Genomic DNA, 19461 nt, shown 5'->3' with positions numbered 1-19461 from the left:
CTGCAAGGTATACTACCTTTGCAAAATGCCGATGTAGCTCAGGGGTAGAGCAACTGATTCGTAATCAGTAGGTCGTCGGTTCAAATCCGATCATCGGCTCCAGTCTACGTTTATCCGGGCCTTCCGGCTCGGCAAACTACGCCTGGCACGGCCAGCTTTTTTACGGATTAGATGAACTTTAATCGTCGGTTGGTAGCGAAGGCTGGGCCATAAAGTTGAAATAATCCAAAAGATTTGCCTGGCACGGCAAGAGTCGCCTATTAGCATTCATAAAGTAATTTATTCGCTGAGTGGGTAAGTTTTTGACAATTTTTCAAAGTCGGTTATTCTCTATTACTATAGAGATAAACTATTTTTAAGCTGTAAAGGTTATAACTAGGTATGGAACGCAAAAAAACGACTGCTGCACCCAAGACAAAAATGCCTGCTGGAACTCCTGTTTCTCATGGCGTTGGCCGCCGCAAATCAGCGGTAGCGCGTGTATGGTTACGTAGAGGAAACGGTAAGATTGTTGTTAACGGGAAAACATATAATTCGTACTTCGATACAGAAGTTACGCGCCTTATGGCAGTTAAGCCGATTTTGCTTACCCAGCCAGCAACAGCTCATTATGACGTTGAAGCATATGTAGAAGGCGGTGGTCGCAATGGTCAAGCCGGAGCAGTACAATTGGGTATTGCGCGTGCATTGGTTTCAGCTGATGAAAATCTTAAAATGACTATGCGTGAACACGGAATGCTAACGGTCGATGCTCGTCTTAAAGAGCGTAAAAAATACGGTCGTAAAGCAGCTCGTCGTGGCTTCCAATTCGTTAAGCGTTAATTTTCACACACATTTTCTCATTAAAAAAGGCAGGGTATGTGCGGTGTTGTCGGGTATGTCGGCACTAAGCTGAGTCGTTCCTTCGTCATGAAGGGATTAAGTAGGCTTGAGTACCGTGGTTACGATTCGGCAGGTTTTGCTTGCCTTGATTCAGTCTCAAATCGATTGATGTGCGTTAAGGCAAAGGGGCAGTTGGTTAATTTAACCAATGCGCTCGAAGAATCGCCGGTTGATGGTCATATTGGTATTGGGCACACTCGGTGGTCCACCCACGGCGTTGTCTCCCATGTAAACGCCCATCCTCATGTCGATTGTACCGAGACGATTTCGGTAGTCCATAATGGCATTATCGAAAATCACACACAACTCCGAGTACAGCTTGAAAGTGAAGGGCATTGCTTCAGATCTCAAACAGATACAGAAGTGGTCGCCCATCTTTTTGAGCAAATTACGAAAAACTCCTCTTTACCAGAATCTATTGCAGCAATTGCGCGGCAATTAGAGGGCGCATTTGCCTTTAGTTGCATAGGTGAGCCGTTTTCTGATGCGGTTATTGCGGTTCGAAAAGGATCGCCACTGTGCATCGGAATGGGCTCGCAAGAAATGTTTGTAGCTTCAGATGTGCTTGCATTTGCAGGTATGACCGATGAAGTCGTCTATTTGCCAGATGAAACGTTTGCAATAGTGCGCCAATCTGGCGTTGAGCTCTACGACTTTAACGGAAATAAGCGTGAGCTTAAATCTGAGCGTGTACAAGTTTCATGGTCTGACGACGGTAAAAATGGTTATGAACATTTTATGCTTAAAGAGATTTTTGAGCAAAAAAATGGCATTCATGCGACTCTTTCGTATCTAAAATCTATTCACGACACCGTTTGGCAGCAAATGGGAATGGCCGCTGATGATGTGAAAAAATTAGGCGCGATTTCTCTTATTGGCGCTGGAACTTCCTGGCATGCAGCCCGCATTGGGCAATTTTTCATTGAAGAGATTTGCAAAATGCCAGCGCGCGTCGTACTTGCTTCAGAATTCCGCTATATGCCATTTTTTAAAGAAGAGCGCAATTTTTATTTGGCGATTTCCCAATCGGGAGAAACGGCCGATACGCTTGAATGCTTGCGGCTTGTAGAGCGCACTGGGGCTCACACGGTTGTTTTGACTAACGTTCCTTCAAGCAGCATGGTTCGCGAATCCAATGGTTTTTTGCTCACGAAGGCTGGCCAAGAAATTTCAGTCGCATCTACCAAGGCATTTTCAACGCAATTGGCAGCTCTTTTTTGGCTTGCGAACCGCATAGCACTTGAAAAAGGAATGATAACTGTCGATCAAATGGAGCGCGCGTGCGATCATTTGCTCATGAGTGCAGAAATATTGGAAAACTGTATTGAAAAGTATCGTAAATCGATCGTCGATCAGTTAGCTCCGTATTATGCGCAATTTAAAAAATGGATTTTCTTGGGGCGGCATATTAGTTACCCATTTGCGCTTGAAGCTTCGCTTAAGCTGAAAGAAATTTCATACGCCTTTGCACAGTGCTATCCGGCTGGAGAATTGAAGCACGGCCCGATTGCGCTCGTTTCTGATGATACGCCGATTATTATTTTTTCCACACTTGATCCCTTGATCTACCAAAAGCTCATCTCAAATGCTCAAGAAGTAAAAGCGCGGCAGGGCCATTTGCTGATTTTTGCTTTTGAAGGACAAACTGAACTTCTCAAGCTTGCAGATAACGCTTTTATTATACCGCACGTAGATCCGCTTCTTGGCCCGCTAGCAATGACCGGGCTGATGCAATTCTTTGTATATCAAATTGCCAATGTTCTTGGTTGTCCAATCGACAAGCCGCGCAATTTGGCAAAATCGGTAACCGTAGAATAAAAATAATCTACGATTCTAAGAGAGCATTAGTTTTTCTGAAGAATTAACCGATAGCGCGGTTCAGATTTCTTGTGCGGTGGATGATTGCAGGTAAGCATGAAAATGAAGAGAAAGAAAAGGCCGGAAGCAAGCGAGACACCAATCTGGTGCCGCTTTTTTCTAGATAATGGCATAGTGAATAGCTCTACGTCGTTTAATTGATATGCGATAAAATCTTGTATCTATCTGTTTTTAGCTTAAATCCGCCATTATTTTTGTCAATTAGGATAGATACTATATTAGGATTTTCTCTTTTTTGAAGCTATTTTTTTGCCGTACAGAGGTTCCTGCTTAGCGGGCAATTGGCTCGGTATTTTGTGGCGAGGCAATTTTTGCATGGATTTATATTGCTGGTGATCCCGGTGCTTGGGGGTGGGCGCTAAAGTCTTTCTCAGATCTTTTAAATTATTACCAAAAAGATTTGAAAAACAGAGCATTGCGCAAACAATTACTATAATTTTATTCACAGATTCCTTTCACTTAAAAAAATGGGGAGATGCTTCTGCTCTCCCCATTTCTAGTATTACAATGGAGGAAAGCCGGGGCCTTCATTTGGCACTTGCGTGCCACTTTGGCGATCTTTGATAATTTGATTGAGCTCGCTCAAAATCGTGTCGGATTGTGTGGTGAATTTTTGCTGGATATCCCGTTTCACGTTTGTGGACATCTCATTGCTTACATTTCTTGAAAAATCGAGTGTTGAATCAACTAAGTTGCGCAAATCGACAGAAGTTAAATACGCGTATGCTTCGTTAAGTTCATCAGTTTGATTATTTTTTGATAATTCTGTGTACGCCTTTTCTATTTGAGCAGGTGTCGCATTTTGGTTTACTCCAAGAGTTGCATAAGGATTTTTTCTGCCCAAAATATCTTCATATACTTTATCTTGCGTTAGTTCTCTAAATAAATCTGAAAACAGATTCGATGGCTGTTGCTGCTTCCACAGATTTGCTTCTCTTTGCTTTGCCACGAGGCGATCGAGTGGCATTTGTGGATCGGTGTTGATGCGGCGTTGATTTGCAAGAAGTGCAAAATCTTGTTGAAGTTGCTGAGAATCATCGCGATAGTTAGCAATTTTTTGATTGAGATAATCGGTTTTCGCCCGTTCAAATTGTGCAAGTTTGCTATTGTAGAGCGTATCGTACGTAGTTGAACCCCTGCGTGCTGCAAGCTGCGCTTTTCTTGCAGATTCACGTTCTGCCCATGTGGTGAACGGTTTATCCGCTTCAAGCTTCATAACTTCGGTTAACGAATCTACATACATTTTAGCAGTATCTGGCTGGCCAGTGCGTTGAACAAACCATTGCTTCACACGAGAAGGCAAAAGTTTTATCTCTTGCGTAATATCTTGCAGCAATTTAACAAGTGTGCGCGGTTCTTCAGGTTTTGTTACTGGTTTTTCTCGCAGTTGGCCAAGTTGTTTGGTAATCGCGCCTAATTGTTGATCAATTGTTTCCAGATCAAACTTAGCAGTATCGATTTTTCCTCGAATAGATTGCGAATTAGCAATTTCTTGAATAAGATCTTCGCGCGATTTTTGAGTGGCTTGTTTATTACCAGAAGCTTCTGCTTTATTTTGCGCACCGAGCAAATCTTTCATTCTCTCTTTTGCATCTTTGCGTTCACGCTCGAGAGTTTTTTGCTCTTGATCAATTCTCTTTTTTTCCGACTCGAGCCGTTGCTGTTCCGATTCGAGTATTTTTGCTTCTCGGCCAATTTCTTGCGCGTTTATCGATATAAAGGCGGCGACAACTAAACACTTTATTATTTTAAGAAAACATTTTGCTTTCATTACATAACTCCTTTTTACATCTTCACTTCTTCAATATCGGCAACATCCTTAGGATTATAAAGTGCCGTAAGTGTATTCAAAAGATCTTGGCGTTTTTTTGTTTTTTCTGGATACGCCTTTTGCACCAAATGCATCATTTCAATTAAACGTGCCGTGGTTAAAATCATATAATCGCAAGCGATAAGTTCTTTTTTTCTGTCGTACCAGGATTTTTCTGCGTTGTTGGTTTTTCCGGTATCCTTTTTATTTTTAGCAGCATCTTTCTCTTTTTTTGCATCGACCTTGATTGCGTTTTTTAAATTGCTTTCACGCCCGAAAAAACGATTAAACCATTGAATGTCTTCTGAAGGTGGCATTTTTGGATCGATTTCAAAATCTGGAATAACGCCAACCCCCTGAATGGAGAGATTATTTGGCAAATTATAAAGAGCGATTGTTAATTTAAGTGCGCAATCGTTGCTTAGTGGAATTACTTCTTGTACAGATCCCTTACCAAACGTTTTTGTGCCGACAACAAACGCTAAGAATTTACTTTCTTTAGCTGAATAGTATTGCAAGACGCCTGCCAGAATTTCTGCTGCAGATGCGGTATAATTATTTACTAAAATGAAAAGCGGAATGCGTTTATCAGCGATTGGCGTACGGCTTGTTGTATAGCGATCGCTTACTTTATTATTTCTGTCTTTCGTTTCAACGACTAAACTTCCTTTTTCAAGAAAGAGACCAGCAATATCGACAACTGCGTTCAGTAAGCCTCCTGAATTATGCCGCAAATCAAGAATCATGCCTTTAGATTCATGCTGCAAACTTTTTTTGAGTAGTTGCTCAATTTGTTTTATCGCATTTTCGGTGAACATATTGAGTGATAAATAATAAATATTATGATCTTTAAGATAATAACAGAGCGCATTTTGCTCTTTTATGCGAGCACGCACGATATTAAATGGAATCAAATGCATGGTGTCTGCACGCATTACTTTCACGTGAATTGATGTTCCTTCTTTGCCGCGCAATTTTGCAGAAGCTTCTTCGACCGTCATGCCTTTAACCGCTTCATCGCCGATTTGCACAATTTTATCATCAGGTTTTATACCGGCTTTATCAGCAGGTTCTCCAGGAAGGGTATCGATGACGCGCAGAAATTCATCGTCCGTTTCTTTGGTATTATCGATGATGATCCCAACGCCGCCAAATTCTCCCTGCGTTGCCTCCATAATACTTTTATATTCTTTAGGATCCATAAACGCAGAATGCGGATCCAATGTTCGAACGATTGAATTAATTCCTTGCGTCATTGCTTTATCAACCGGCGATCCAGCATCTTTGTCGGCAGGGGCTTGAAGTACGTTGAAATGTTTTGTTTTTATATTATGCAGAGCATCGCCGAGTGTTTGCGAATATTTATAAATTGATTTATCAAAATCGTTATTTTCTACCGTATTGGCGATTTGTTGAACGTGTATAACGAGAATAAATGAAAATAGAATGAGCGGCCATATGGAACGACGCATGAATTCTCCTTTTGTGAAATACTCTTCTATTAAGAATCATAGCTATTTTATATTCCAAAAGAAAGGGAGCTAATTCTCTTTATTTTCATGTTGCAAAACCGGCTGCACGGAGAGCATTTATTGCAAAAAATTAAAAACTATTTTCTAATAATTTTACTTACATGGTATCATTTGGAATATAAGAGGATTTTTAATCGTTTACAAAGGAACTTAAAATGGAAGTGGCTCCACAGTCTCCAACAACGCCACTTGTGGTTAATCAACGATCAACCGAAATGGTTATTGTCACCGGTTATTCCGGTGCAGGGAAAAGTACCGTATTGCGATCGCTTGAAGACATTGGTTATTTTTGCGTAGACAATTTGCCAATAGAGCTTTTGCCTCATTTCTTTCAACTGCTTGATCGTTTTCAGGTGAATGGCCAGCGCGTTGCGCTCGGCGTTGATGTGCGCGGCGGCACCAATATTGAACTGCTTGTTGAGAATTTGCTTAAAGCAAAACAAAACGGATTACCATTAACCGTATTTTTTTTATCAACGAGTTCTTCTGTTCTTCTCAAGCGTTATCAAACAACGCGCAGGAAACATCCATTGGGCGCGAATGCTCCGATGAGCGAATTAATTGATCAGGAAAAAAAATTATTGAAACCGCTCAACGCAATTGCGGACGTTGTGGTCGAGACGGACCAATGTACTCCTCATCAATTGCGCTCAATTGTGCGTTCCTATTTTGTTCGCGCTGATGCGCCAGTTCTTGTCGTTCACGCGATATCATTTGGCTTTAAATACGGTGTGCCGGCGCAGTGCAATTTTGTATATGACGTTCGCTCATTGCCAAATCCTTATTTTATTGAACATTTAAGGCCGCTTGATGGAACAAGTGCGGAATTGCGCGCATATTTTCTTGAGCAGCAGGAAGTGCAAGAATATTGGAAGCGCATGATAGATTTTATTGATTATTCAATTGCGCGTGCTTATAAAGAAGGCCGTTTTTTTATTACTATTGCGATCGGCTGTACCGGCGGTCGCCATCGTTCAGTTGCTTTTATTCATGAACTTTCTCAACGGACGTTGGAAAATGTAATGTTTGTGGTAAAACATCGTGATATTAATCGGGAACCGATGGTTCAAGAAAAAGGGGAGCAATAAATGATAACGTCTTTGCAGATGAGAAAATCGTTGTTTCGTGTATTTTTTGCTTGCGAAATTGTTATAATGCTTGGGTTCTATTTTTTCGGCTCGCATGGGATTTCTGCCTTGAAGCGATTAGGAAAAGAAAAACAACAGATGCAGCAGCAGGTTGATAGCTGCCTTGGCGAAATTAATGTATTGCACAAAGAGATTAACGAATGGAAAACATCCGATTTTAATCGCGAGAAAATTGCCCGCGAGCAATTGCACATGGCGCGCCCCGATGAACTTGTTATTTATCTAAACTGAGGAAAAAAATGAAATATACATTGCCCCCGTTACCATATTCCTACGATGCACTTGAGCCTTATATTGATGCGCGAACGATGGAGATCCATTATACCAAACATCATCAGGCGTATGTGGATAATTTAAATAAAGCGCTCGATCAATATCCGGAACTTTATAAAAAAAGTTTGGCCGAACTCATTCTCGAGGTAGATGAAATTCCTGCGCCAATTAGAGAAGATGTGAGAAATAATGCGGGTGGGCATTTAAATCATTCATTTTTTTGGGATCTCATGAAAAAAAATGGTGGTGGTACACCCCGCGGTAAAACAGGCGAAGCGATTACAAAAAAATTCGGAAGCTTTGCAGCGTTCCAAGAGGAATTTAATACTGCTGCAAAAAAACGATTTGGCAGTGGCTGGGCCTGGCTTATGATAAATCACAAAGGGGAGTTAGAAGTTACTTCTACACCTAACCAAGATTCTCCTGTTATGAAAGATATGGTGCCGGTACTTGGGCTTGATGTTTGGGAACATGCGTACTATTTAAAATACCAAAACAAACGGCCCGATTATATTACTGCATGGTGGAATGTAGTTAATTGGGATTTTGTTGAAGATACCTATAAATCATTGATTTAATTCTGTTTTTAATGCACGGAGTTGTTTTAAGAAATCATTTAACTGATCAATCTTTTGAGGAAAATGAAGTCGAGCAGCAATATTTGGATAAGATGTTGATAATTCGATGTGCTCACATGCTAAAAGATACCGATTAACCTCACTATCATGTGATGCCAATGCCAATCCTTCTAAGATATTCAGACTATCTACTATTAACGTTCGACGTTGCCGTGCAAGGTGTTCACTAAGTTGGCCATTATCTAACTGATTAAGATTCTTAGGAATAATACGTGCTCGACGAGTATTATCCAGATTGGACGCGAGAATATACAGCTCAAATCGGGGATCTACGACGTGATGAATATCTTCTATGATTTTAACAAACTTAGGATCGCTTATATGCTCAGTTTTTTTTACACATTCTGCAAAATTTCCGGACGTTTTTGATGTTGCTGTATTTTTGAATAAAAATTGATTGTCTTTTTCAAATGGACTGTAATAACCTTGATAACCGGTATTGCTATTTGTTTGCATCTTCATTTGATCAATTAGCTTCATTACGCTTGTATGAATCGAAAAATCAAGCAATAGGATGCAAAAAAGGAGCAAGGCCATTTTTTTATTCATATGCAAGAACCATTTAATGACTAAATATATATTACATAGTCATAATAACAACTTATTGCATATTGTCAAATGGGAAATTGTCTACCTTTCTAAAGGTTCTTGTGCAGATTTAGAAATATTACATGAAGCATTTTTCAAAAGCTCGTTCGTATATCAAAGCTTAGATTTTAGTTTTTGGGCAATCAACCAATGCTCTTTCAGCGTTTGCCTTGTTATTACTATTTTTTTATTTAATGAATCTATGTACATAACGGTTGCCAGCGTTATAACACCTACTTTATTCATCGAGTTTCTATCGTTGGTTGATTCTTTCTTTGCAGGCAGAAGCTGCGATCTCTTTTCTAACGTTTTGACGGGTAATAGCGATTCAAATTGAAAAGTGGCATAAACAACCTGCCCGAACGTGCAAAAAAGTAGAGAAAAGAATAAAAATTGCATGATGTTCTTTCGTGATGAATGGGAATGCGATTGTTCATTTTAGCTATCGTTTCTTTTTCTTCTAGCACCTTCTTTTTGATCGCCGCTTGAAGTTCTGCATCAATCGTATCGAGTACCCTTTGGAATTTCTCACTTTTTTCATGCGATTCAATAGCTCTTTGCTTTAATGATTCTTGTTGTGCAGCCAGTTGATCAAGCTGGGCGCGCACGATTGATTCTGCGGTTCCATACTTTGGTGCGATTGAACTTGTTTGCATCTCTTTAGGCGACACGTTCTTGAGAGTATCAAAACTATTAACTGCAGTATGTACAGAAAGAAAGGCGAGTGTAAACGGCAATAGATTTTTGCTCAAGATAAATAATCCTTTTTTCCTAGCGAGTTTTTCCCATTATACAGATTTCTGCTCACTAATAAGAGCATGCTTGATTTATTGACTATTATAAATAAAGGCTGGTAGGTTTTAGAAAAAGAGATCGGGGGAGAGCTTATGAGTAAGAACATAGGGTATGGAGCGCGCACTGCTATTTTAATTGGGCTTGTTATTCTTGCTGGCATGTCGGAAATAACAGAACGCAAATCGATCCAACAAGGTTTAAACGAAACCGTTAAGGAACTTTCTCAAGAGATTGAGAAAGAATTAAGAGATGCGCGGCTCGAAGATATGTTAACCGTATCGGTTAACTTTGCAAAAAAGAAAATCCAAGAGATTAGTTTTTATGAGTTGGGCACAAAATATGGATTGCCTGCTGTAAAAGATTACGTTATTCAATTACTGTCATCAAAAAGCCCTTATAAAAATAGTGTTGCACAAGTCGCCAATGAAAATAAAATTCTCAAGCCGGGGCAATCACTAGAAGGCGAATTTTTAGTAAAACGTACAAGAAAAGTTCAAACGGCTCTTCAGAATTTTCTTGGTTCTTATTCAATTCCGATCGACGCCGTGCCTAAAATAGCGTGCGCTTTTAGCGGTGGCGGTTATCGATCGATGGTGATCACCGCAGGTTTTATGAAAGGGTTGCAAGACTTGGGGTTGCTTGATGCACTCACCTATGTTTCTGCACTTTCAGGATCAACGTGGTATATCGGCCCATGGACTTTAATGCAACAGCCAAATAATAATAAGTTTGTTTCGATCGATGAATTTAACCAAAAGCTGCGTGATAAAATTAAGGCGGATACCTTCGATTTAAAAGGAAGCGGAAATAGAAATTCGTTGAGTTTCTTGCGCCTTGCAAATGATGTTATTTTTCCCAAGGTTGTATTTGGGCAAGTGGTGAGCTCTGTTGATTTATATGGCGCACTTCTTGCGCATGCATTGCTTTCTGACTTTGGCGATATGCAGCAGCGCCAGCATCTTTCAAACCAATGGTTTAGTGTGCAACAAGGAAATAATCCTTGGCCGCTTTATACTGCCGTTTCTATGGCAAAAGATAATGAAGGATTATATCAATATAACTGGTATGAATTTACACCAGAAGAAGTGCGAAATTTAGAAACTGGATTAGCGATTCCTTCTTTTGCGTTCGGTCGCCGATTTGAAAATGGTAAATCGGTCGATTTTGCTCCGGAGCAAAGTTTTGGTTTTCAGATGGGGATTTTCGGTTCAGCTTATACGATTAACTTGCAAGATATGCGCAGTATTATTAACACGAGCGCCGGGCCTGTAACGCAAGCGGAAGAAATAGAAGCGAGTAATATTATTTTTGGAGGGATAGAAAATCCTTTCAAAACCATCAGCTTCGATGCGATTGCCGTTGGTATTACTAAAATAGTTATTAATGGATTGAGCGATTCGCGCATAGGCACAAGAAGAATTGCACCGGGCCAAGTGCGCAATCCGTTCAAAGGATACGATAAAGGAAGTTCGTGGCTCCAAGCTCGTGAGCAAATTACGTTTGTTGATGCAGGTATTGATTATAACATTCCAATCCGGCCACTATTGAGGCAAGATCGAAATGTTAAACTTATATTTATTGGAGATGCCTCAAGCGATGCGATAGCTGGAGGCGAACTTACTAAAATGTTGAGCGATATTGAACGTGTTTATAAAGTAAAATATGAAAAAGTTCCTCTCATCAGTGGCGATCTGTTTCAAGTTTATCGCACAGCGCCGGAAGACGACATTTCCCCGCTTATTGTTTATTTCCACTTTTTCCCCAATCCAGAATTTATTAAAAAAGCGTCCACAATTCCTGAGCTACGTGAATTGATTGAGAAACATCAGCTTTCAAATTTTTCTATGGAAAAATGTGTTGAGAGTGATTTTTGCGGCACGTTCAATTTCGCGTACAACATTGAGCAATTTAATCAGCTTACCGGCGTATCGGAACTTATTGTCAAAGCGTACAAGCACGAGATCAAACAGATAGTAAACGATATTGTGTTCAAGCAAGAACTTGAAATTGGTGGTTGAAAGATTCAGATATCAAGTGCGGTCAATTTGATTGCACTTGATATCACTTCTTTTCATTTATTCTAAAAAGAAGCATACTTCAAAAATAGTGGCCGGTACGCCTTCTGTTTACCGATAGCCGCCCGCGTTCAGTGTGCATCAGTTCACTGGATCTGAATTCAGCTCGTAAAGTGTTTTTTGCAGGATCGACGATGACTATTCTTCAGGGCTTGAAATATCGGTGGGTTATGCCGTCGGTTCAACCAAGCGAGGCACTGCATATTGCCAGTTCATATAATATTTCGTTGCCCTTAGCGGCTACATTGCTTGCGCGCGGGCTTCTTACCAAAGAAGAAATAGACCGGTATCTTTTTAGTGTGCAAGAACGAGATGTTGCTCATCCTTCTCGCTTAAAAGATGCGCAAAAAGCGATAGAAAGAATACGGCTTGCTATTGAGCGAAACGAAAAAATACTCATCTTTGGTGATTACGATGTTGATGGTATAACCTCGAGCGCATTAATAATGCTTTGCATGGTTCCTCTCAACGCAGATATTAATTTTTTCCTCCCAAATCGAGCGCGAGATGGATATGGCCTTTCAACTCGAGTAGTTGAGCGAGCTGCACAAAATGGTTATTCGCTGATAATTACCGTGGATAATGGTGTAACGGCGTTTGAGCCTGCACTCAAAGCAAAAGAACTTGGCATCGATTTAATTATTACTGATCATCACCGTCCTCATGATCAATTGCCAGAATCGTATGCATTAGTAAATCCGCATCAGCAAGCGTGCGATTATCCATTCAAATTATTTGCAGGGGTTGGTGTTTCATTTAAATTAATGAGCTTGTTGTATGAACAATTGAATAAAGAATTACCCGATAAGGTATATGAACTTTTATTGTTAGGCACCGTAGCGGACGTCGTTCCTCTAACAGGAGAAAACCGTTTCTGGGTTCGCCATTGTTTGAATCGTGTAAATAAATCGCATAGCTATGCGCTTACGGTGCTCAAAACAAATGGCAAAATAACTAAAGAAACTATTGGTGCATCCGATATTGGATATGCGCTTGCGCCGCAAATTAATGCGTTAGGCCGCCTTGAAGATCCGCGTCAGGGAGTTAAGTTTCTCATCGGTTCAGATGAACGGGAAACTGAACACGTGGGCGCCATTCTTGCAGAGTTGAACCAGGCGCGCAGGCAAATCGAGCGAGCGGTTCTTTCAGATGTTGTTCATGAGATTGAGCAAAAGCGTATCGATCTAGAAAAAGAATCGGTTATTATTGCTGCCAGTGATCAATGGCCCGCAGGGATTATTGGTTTGGTTGCTTCACGATTAGTGGGAGCCTATAATCGGCCAGCAATTCTACTCCATGTAACCAAAGATGGTATTGCAAAAGGATCATGCCGATCAGTAGCAGCGTTCAATATGTTTAATGCGTTATCCGAATGTAAAGATTTACTTATTACGTTTGGTGGGCACGCGGTTGCCGCAGGCCTTTCTCTTAAAGTCGAAAAAGTACCAGAGCTCAAAGAGCGACTCGAGAAATTAATCGCTGTGCAATTAACGCCTGAAGATCTTATTCCTCAAAAGAGCGTTGATGCTACGCTTCGTTTGGGAGATTTAACAAAAAAAATAACGAACGATCTTTCTTATTTTGAGCCGTTTGGTAATGAAAATCCTGAGCCGGTATTTTATATTGAGCGTATTACGCTTTTGCAGCCACCAACACTTTTAAAAGATGTGCATGTTAAATGTTTAATCTTTGCAGATGGGGTCACTAAACCGATTATCTTTTTTAATCGCCCAGATCTTTTTGATTTATTTAATAACTATCAAGATGAACAATTTGATATGATAGCCCATATTTCAGAAAATAATTGGAACGGTAAAGTTTCTATAGAACTTCAGGGTATTGATTGCAAGCGATCACAAGGAGAATGAATGATTATTACGATTGATGGTCCAACAGCAAGTGGAAAATCGACTATTGCAAAAGGATTAGCTGAGCGGCTTGGATGGAACTGCTTGAGCAGTGGATTTTTATTTCGTGCGCTGGCTTATATCCTCACCCATTCGTTGGGCTATTCCCCGCAACAGATTGAAGACATTCAGCTAGCAGATATACAAGAAGCTTTTGGTAACCGCTTTTCTTATACATTGAATAATTCTGGTGGTGTTGCGGTTTTTGATGGTAAAGAAATTACGCAATTTCTAAAAGACGCGCAATTGGATCAATTGGCATCAATCATAGCAAAAAATGAAGATGTGCGTATAGCGGTTTCACAATTGCAACGATTATTAGTGCGCAATGAAAATGTTGTGGTTGAGGGACGCGATTGCGGTTCTGTAGTTTTTCCTCAAGCGCTGGTTAAATTTTTTTTAACAGCGCAAGCAGAAGTACGGGCACATCGTTGGAGCAAAGAACAACTCGCGCGTGGAAATCCGGTTGAGATTGAACACGTAAAGAAAATGATCGAAGAACGAGATAAGAGAGATACAAGTAGACAAATAGCGCCACTCGTAGTGCCAGATGGCGCATATATTATTGATTCATCGCAAAGCACTCCAAATGAAATTGTTTCTCAAATGAACGATGTTGTGCAAGATGTATTAAAGAAGGCGCCGCATAAAAACGAATACTAAAAGAAGCACTTAATAAAAAGGATTTTTATGAATGAAGCCCCTTCTTCCTTATTTACTTTTTATGCTACAACTCCTCTTGATCAAATATTAAAAAAACTAGAAACATCGATCGACACTGGTTTAAGAACATCCCAAATTAAGCAACGGCAACAGCAATACGGCCAAAATTATATTCAAGAACATGATCGAAATGCGCTGCATATTATTCTTGGGCAACTCAAATCTCCGTTTTTTTATTTGCTTGCGATTGTTGCCCTTATCGCATTGGCTGTTCAGGAATGGTACGACGGGATTGTCATCTTACTGTTTATTACTATTAATGTAGTAGTTGGTTTTTACCAAGAATATCATGCGGAACATCAACTCAGTTTACTCAAGAAATATTTAGTGCATCGTGAGCGAGTGATTCGCGACGGCAAAGAGTTTGAAGTATCAAGTGACCAAATGGTGCCGGGCGATATAGTTCTTTTATTTCCTGGTGACCGAGTGCCGGCCGATATTCGTTTGATCATGGCAGAAAATGTTCAAGTTGATGAATCAGTATTAACAGGTGAATCGCTTCCGGTCAGTAAGCGAGCAGAAATTCTTAAAGGCCCCATTAATCAACCAACGCAAGCAGAAAATATTCTTTTTACCGGCACATTAATTACGAGTGGAAAAGCGGTAGGCGTTGTATTTGCGACCGGAAGTTCGACGCAAATGGGAGAACTTGTTTATTTAACAATCGCTACCATGCGAGAAAGTAGTTTTGCAAAAAAAGTGGGGCGCCTTGGCAATATTATTATTATTCTTGTGCTTACCACTCTCATTTGTGTTTTTGCAGTTAATGTCTTATTAAAAGCGGGCCGTGTAAATATTTTTGATCTTTTTATATTTTCATTAGCGCTTGCTATTACCGTAATACCTGAAGCATTGCCTGTCGTCGTTACGTTTTCACTATCTCAAGGTGTTTCTCGTCTTGCAAAAAAGAAAGTGGTTGTGAAACGACTTTCTGCAATTGAAGATCTAGGAAGTGTTCAATTGATTTGCACCGATAAAACGGGAACTCTTACAGAAAATTCATTAACAATGGTAGGCGTATACGCGCGCGATGAAAAACAGCTTCTTTGGAGCGCATTGCTTGCGGCGGAAAATACGTATGATGCAATTGCCTATGCAACTAAAGGATTTGATCATGTATTGTGGAATGCTGTCGGCCCAGAAACAAAAAAACTTACAGAGTATAAAAAAATCGGAGAAATACCATTTGATCCGCAAACCAAAAGAAATATGGTTGTTGTTCAACACGGAACGGACACAGAAATTATCGAGCGTGGCATGGTTGACGAAATTATTTCGCACTGTGCCATTCCTGATAAGGAATGGCTTAAATCATTTCTTGAATGGTCTGGCCATGAAGGTTTATTAGGAAGAAGAGTACTTGCAGTTGCAAGGAAAACGGCAGAAAAAAATATTACATCTTTAAGGGATATTCCTGAAAATAATTTTGAATTTTTGGGAGGGATCTCCTTTGCTGATCCCATAAAAAATACTGCCCATGAGGCGGTTGATAAGGCACAGAAATTAGGAATTCAAATAAAAGTGCTGAGCGGCGACATAAAGGAAGTTGTTGGTGCAGTATGCCAACAAATTGGGCTTATCAGCGATGCGACAGAAGTAATAACTGGGCCAGAATTGATAAATAAATCTCCTGAAGAGAAACACGCGCTGTGCTTTAAATATAATGCGTTTGCGCGAGTGCTTCCGGAGCAAAAATTAGAGATAATTAAAATTTTACAGACACGCTATGAAGTTGGTTATATGGGCGATGGTATCAATGATGGGCCCGCTTTAAAAATTGCGGATGTGTCAGTTGCGGTGCAAGATGCAGTTGACAGTGCGCGCGATGCAGCAGATGTGATATTGTTAAAGAAAAGCTTGCTTGTTATTGTGAATGGTGTTGAAGAAGGCCGTATTATTTTTGCAAACACCTTCAAATATATTAAAACAGCGTTATCTACTAATTTTGGAAATTTTTATTCACTTGCGATTGCGACTCTCCTGATCGATTATTTACCAATGTTGCCAATGCAGCTATTGATTCTCAACGTGATGAGCGATTTGCCAATGATTGCGATTTCTACCGACGCTGTCGATCCAAAACAAATACAAAAACCGGTTAGTTATCAGACGGGTGATATTCTTGCGCCTATTGTTATTTTAAGTATGGTTAGTACCGTTTTTGATTTAATTTATTTTTCAATTTTTAAAAGATATGAACAGAGTGTATTGCAAACGGGTTGGTTTTGTTTAAGCATTTTAACAGAATTATTATTTATTTTTTCGATAAGAACTGAAGGGCCTTTCTATCGAGCGCATCGCCCATCTTCTATACTCGTTGCGCTTGTGTTGTTTTCCGGCACGATAACTTTAGCACTTCCATTTATACCGTTAACGCGACGTCTCTTATTGTTTACAAAGCTTGAGCCGTACCATTTTTTCATAATTATTATTTTATCTATTATTTATTTTATAACGACCGATATTGTCAAATGCGCGTATTATTGGAAACGCTCAAATGGCAACGTAGTAGCCAAATAAAAAGGCGGCTATAGAAATTTCTATAGCCGCCTTTTTGTATCTTTTAATAGTTTTATTTTTTTCTTCTCAATCTTTTAATCGTTTTGCGCTCTATCTCATTATTTTTTGCCGTACTTACTTTTTTGAACGGATTATTAACGAGCGCTTGAACGAGAACATCATCCATCGTTTCTACAAAAATGATTTCAAGATTTAATTTTACTTCTTTAAGAATCTCTTCCATTTCATCTTGGTTTTCCTTTGGAACGAGTACTTTCTTCATGCCGTGTTGCTGCGCCGCGATGAGCTTTTCCTTAAGACCACCAATTGCAAGCACGCGTCCGCGTAGAGTAACTTCTCCCGTCATTGCCACTTCAGGGCGCGTTGGATTTTTGGTGAGTGCAGAAATGAGTGCAACGCACATAGTAATACCAGCAGAAGGGCCATCTTTAGGAGTCGATCCTTCTGGAATATGAACGTGTACATCTTTCGATGAATAAAATGCTGGTGGCAATCCGAGTTCAGATGCTCGGGAACGAATATAGCTTAATGCTGCATGCGCAGATTCTTGCATCACTTCGCCTAATTGCCCAGTAAGTGTTAGCCCGCCCTTGCCACTGATAACGGTTGTTTCAATTTCAAGAATATCGCCGCCAAATTCTGTCCAGGCAAGACCGGTTGCCAATCCAATGCGGTGGCGTGCCTGATCAAGAACCGTTTTTTTGAATTTTTGCGAACCGAGCCATTCTTTAATCAGCTGATGATTTATCGTTACCGATTTGAGTTTTTTATCATGCAGAAGTTGCTGAATAACTTTTCTCATCAGTTTAGCGATGACACGTTCAAGTTGGCGGACTCCCGCTTCTTTTGTGTAATGCGCAATAATATAATGCATAAGCTCATTGCTCAATACAAATTGTTCAGAAGTGAGGCTGTATTCTTTGAGGTTTTTAGGAACCAAAAAGTGATACGCGATTTCCGCTTTTTCATCTTCCGTGTATCCAGGAAGGGTTATAATTTCCATACGATCGAAAAGTGGATAAGGAATTCCTTCAATCATATTGGCTGTCGCGATGAACATAACTTTTGAAAGATCATATTCGATTTCAAGAAAGTGATCAGAGAACGATTTGTTTTGTTCCGGATCGAGTACTTCAAGCAATGCAGCAGCAGGATCGCCATGCAAATCCCGTGTAATTTTATCGATTTCATCAAGTAATATTACCGGATTAATCGTTTTTGCTTTACGCATTGCGTGAATAATTTTGCCAGGTAACGCGCCAACGTAAGTACGGCGATGTCCCCTGATTTCCGCTTCGTCTCGAATACCGCCGAGTGAAATGCGAACAAATTCACGCTCTAAACTTTGAGCAAGCGACTGCGCGAGCGATGTTTTGCCAACGCCAGGAGGCCCCACAAGGCAAATAATAGGAGAACGCTCCATGTTTTTAGAGAATTTTTTAGCTGCCAAAAATTCGATAATGCGCTCTTTTACTTTATTAAGGCCTGCGTGCTGTTCATTTAATATTTTTTCAGCATTTGCAAGGCTAATCGTATCTTTGCTGAACTTCTTCCATGGGAGTGAAATGATCCAATCTACGTAACTGCGCGAAACAACCGCTTCAGAAGAAAGTGGCGGCATTTGCTCTAAGCGTTTCAGTTCTTTCTCAACTTTTTCTTGGGCTTCTTTTGAAAGGCCGAGCGTTTTTATTTTTGAGCGAATTGCATTGATCTCGGTAGAATGATCATCGCGCCCAAGCTCTTTCTGGATCGCTTTCATTTTTTCAGTCAGGTAGTATTCGCGCTGGCTTTTTTCAACCTGCGTTTGAATACGGCCCCCGATGCGCTGTTCTGTTTCTAAAATTTCGATCTCTTTTGCAAGGAAGGTGCAGATTTTTACCAACCGGTCCTTAAGATCATTTGTTTCAAGAAGATCTTGGCGATCTGAGAACGATAAATTTAAATGCACTGCCATCGTATCGGCTATCGCATCCATATCATCGATGTTTTTTGCCATGCTGACGAGTTCAGTGGGCGCTTTATCATTTAATTTAGTATATACCTCATAAAGCTTTTTTAGATGGCGCCAGAGAGCTTCAATTTCTACCGTTTTTTCAAGAGAAGTTGTTGGTAAATCTTCATAGTGCACACCCAAAAACCCATCAAGCTGCTCAGTACCAGCCATGCGGGCACGGCAAATTCCTTCCACAACTATTTTTAATGAACCATTTGCTACGCGGGCAATTTGCAAGATAGTAGCACGGGTACCATAAATAAAAACGTCATCCGCTGTCGGGTTTTCAACATTCGGGTCTTTCTGGGTAGAAATAAAAAGCGCTTTCCCGTGTTGTAGGGCATATTCAACTGCTTTTATAGATTGAGGCCGGCCTACTATGATGGGGTGTAAGCTTCTGGGTAAAATGATGATATTTTTAAGCGGCAGCAAAGGGAGTACAGAACCTACAGGTTGTTCTGAAGAGGTCTCCATTAAGCTTGTTTCTTCTAGTGTCATTGGTCTCTCACTCTATTGAGGATTTATTTCAAACTGGGCAATTTTGGGGTGCGCATAGCGCACAGCATTTAAAATGTATAAAATTTGCTTAAGCTATATTGCATTGTCTTGTAGAACAAGTAATCTATTCTGCTTATAATTTTATCAAAATAAGTGTAATGAGTAAACTTTGAAAATGAGCTTAAAAAAATAAGGAGACCG

14 protein-coding genes and 1 tRNA gene are annotated in these 19461 nt (G+C 40.2%); 10 read left to right on the top strand and 5 right to left on the bottom strand.

Annotation, left to right across the window (positions count from 1 at the left end):
• Positions 1-27 precede the first annotated feature (27 nt).
• From HYX58_03590 to glmS, 3 genes are all read left to right on the top strand, one after another.
• Positions 28-102, top strand: a tRNA-Thr gene (locus HYX58_03590).
• Between the two features lie 318 nt (positions 103-420).
• A complete protein-coding gene (gene rpsI / locus HYX58_03585; GenBank protein MBI2775060.1) occupies positions 421-822 on the top strand; it encodes a 30S ribosomal protein S9 in 402 nt (133 codons plus the stop codon).
• 36 nt (positions 823-858) lie between these two features.
• The gene (gene glmS, locus HYX58_03580) at positions 859-2700 is read left to right on the top strand and encodes a glutamine--fructose-6-phosphate transaminase (isomerizing) (GenBank protein MBI2775059.1); all 1842 of its coding nucleotides are present in this window, start codon (positions 859-861) and stop codon (positions 2698-2700) included.
• Positions 2701-3262: 562 nt separating this feature from the next.
• On the opposite strand, the gene HYX58_03575 is transcribed toward glmS, so the two are convergent.
• The gene (locus tag HYX58_03575) at positions 3263-4531 is read right to left on the bottom strand and encodes a hypothetical protein (GenBank protein ID MBI2775058.1); all 1269 of its coding nucleotides are present in this window, start codon (positions 4529-4531) and stop codon (positions 3263-3265) included.
• A 14-nt stretch (positions 4532-4545) separates the two neighbouring features.
• Complete coding sequence (locus tag HYX58_03570; GenBank protein MBI2775057.1) at positions 4546-6042, bottom strand: PDZ domain-containing protein; 1497 nt, start codon at positions 6040-6042, stop codon at positions 4546-4548.
• A gap of 215 nt (positions 6043-6257) precedes the next feature.
• On the opposite strand from HYX58_03570, the gene rapZ reads away from it, so the two are divergent.
• Genes rapZ through HYX58_03555 form a run of 3 tightly spaced genes read left to right on the top strand, consistent with a single transcriptional unit; the run spans position 6258 to position 8101 of the window.
• The gene (gene rapZ / locus HYX58_03565) at positions 6258-7190 is read left to right on the top strand and encodes an RNase adapter RapZ (protein ID MBI2775056.1); all 933 of its coding nucleotides are present in this window, start codon (positions 6258-6260) and stop codon (positions 7188-7190) included.
• Complete coding sequence (locus HYX58_03560) at positions 7191-7481, top strand: septum formation initiator family protein (GenBank protein ID MBI2775055.1); 291 nt, start codon at positions 7191-7193, stop codon at positions 7479-7481.
• Positions 7482-7489: 8 nt separating this feature from the next.
• Positions 7490-8101, top strand: a complete 612-nt coding sequence (locus tag HYX58_03555) for a superoxide dismutase (GenBank protein ID MBI2775054.1) — start codon at positions 7490-7492, stop codon at positions 8099-8101.
• Here the strand turns inward: HYX58_03555 and HYX58_03550 are convergent.
• Complete coding sequence (locus HYX58_03550; protein ID MBI2775053.1) at positions 8090-8710, bottom strand: hypothetical protein; 621 nt, start codon at positions 8708-8710, stop codon at positions 8090-8092. The two genes, HYX58_03555 and HYX58_03550, sit on opposite strands and share 12 nt — an antisense overlap.
• Positions 8711-9051: 341 nt before the next feature.
• Positions 9052-9501, bottom strand: a complete 450-nt coding sequence (locus tag HYX58_03545) for a hypothetical protein (GenBank protein ID MBI2775052.1) — start codon at positions 9499-9501, stop codon at positions 9052-9054.
• Between the two features lie 135 nt (positions 9502-9636).
• On the opposite strand from HYX58_03545, the gene HYX58_03540 reads away from it, so the two are divergent.
• The 4 genes from HYX58_03540 to HYX58_03525 all read left to right on the top strand — a co-directional run bounded on the left by HYX58_03540 (position 9637) and on the right by HYX58_03525 (position 16769).
• Positions 9637-11562, top strand: coding sequence for a hypothetical protein (locus tag HYX58_03540; GenBank protein ID MBI2775051.1), 1926 nt, complete (start codon positions 9637-9639; stop codon positions 11560-11562).
• Positions 11563-11753: 191 nt separating this feature from the next.
• Positions 11754-13487 carry a single-stranded-DNA-specific exonuclease RecJ gene (gene recJ, locus HYX58_03535; GenBank protein ID MBI2775050.1) on the top strand — a complete coding sequence of 578 codons (1734 nt, stop codon included), beginning with the start codon at positions 11754-11756 and terminating at the stop codon, positions 13485-13487.
• On the top strand, positions 13488-14189 hold the full coding sequence (gene cmk / locus HYX58_03530) for a (d)CMP kinase (protein ID MBI2775049.1): 702 nt from the start codon (positions 13488-13490) through the stop codon (positions 14187-14189). It begins immediately after the preceding gene.
• Between the two features lie 27 nt (positions 14190-14216).
• Positions 14217-16769: a cation-transporting P-type ATPase gene (locus tag HYX58_03525; protein ID MBI2775048.1), complete on the top strand. Its 2553-nt coding sequence runs from the start codon at positions 14217-14219 to the stop codon at positions 16767-16769.
• A 52-nt stretch (positions 16770-16821) separates the two neighbouring features.
• Here HYX58_03525 and lon read toward each other — a convergent pair whose 3' ends face one another.
• Positions 16822-19236, bottom strand: a complete 2415-nt coding sequence (lon, locus tag HYX58_03520; GenBank protein ID MBI2775047.1) for an endopeptidase La — start codon at positions 19234-19236, stop codon at positions 16822-16824.
• Positions 19237-19461: the final 225 nt, after the last annotated feature.

The sequence above is a fragment of the Candidatus Dependentiae bacterium genome (assembly GCA_016191325.1).
Lineage (GTDB): Bacteria > Babelota > Babeliae > Babelales > JACPOV01 > JACPOV01.
The sequence above is the reverse complement of the archived record's forward strand: the minus strand, read 5'-3'. Positions and strand labels throughout refer to the sequence as shown.

Coding starts and splice junctions, on each gene's coding strand:
- glmS (MBI2775059.1), top strand. CDS start 859: ATGTGCGGTGTTGTCGGGTATGTCGGCACTAAGCTGAGTCGTTCCTTC.
- lon (MBI2775047.1), bottom strand. CDS start 19,236: ATGGAGACCTCTTCAGAACAACCTGTAGGTTCTGTACTCCCTTTGCTG.
- HYX58_03575 (MBI2775058.1), bottom strand. CDS start 4,531: ATGAAAGCAAAATGTTTTCTTAAAATAATAAAGTGTTTAGTTGTCGCC.
- HYX58_03525 (MBI2775048.1), top strand. CDS start 14,217: ATGAATGAAGCCCCTTCTTCCTTATTTACTTTTTATGCTACAACTCCT.
- HYX58_03570 (MBI2775057.1), bottom strand. CDS start 6,042: ATGCGTCGTTCCATATGGCCGCTCATTCTATTTTCATTTATTCTCGTT.
- HYX58_03560 (MBI2775055.1), top strand. CDS start 7,191: ATGATAACGTCTTTGCAGATGAGAAAATCGTTGTTTCGTGTATTTTTT.
- HYX58_03550 (MBI2775053.1), bottom strand. CDS start 8,710: ATGAATAAAAAAATGGCCTTGCTCCTTTTTTGCATCCTATTGCTTGAT.
- HYX58_03555 (MBI2775054.1), top strand. CDS start 7,490: ATGAAATATACATTGCCCCCGTTACCATATTCCTACGATGCACTTGAG.
- HYX58_03540 (MBI2775051.1), top strand. CDS start 9,637: ATGAGTAAGAACATAGGGTATGGAGCGCGCACTGCTATTTTAATTGGG.
- cmk (MBI2775049.1), top strand. CDS start 13,488: ATGATTATTACGATTGATGGTCCAACAGCAAGTGGAAAATCGACTATT.
- rapZ (MBI2775056.1), top strand. CDS start 6,258: ATGGAAGTGGCTCCACAGTCTCCAACAACGCCACTTGTGGTTAATCAA.
- rpsI (MBI2775060.1), top strand. CDS start 421: ATGCCTGCTGGAACTCCTGTTTCTCATGGCGTTGGCCGCCGCAAATCA.
- recJ (MBI2775050.1), top strand. CDS start 11,754: ATGACTATTCTTCAGGGCTTGAAATATCGGTGGGTTATGCCGTCGGTT.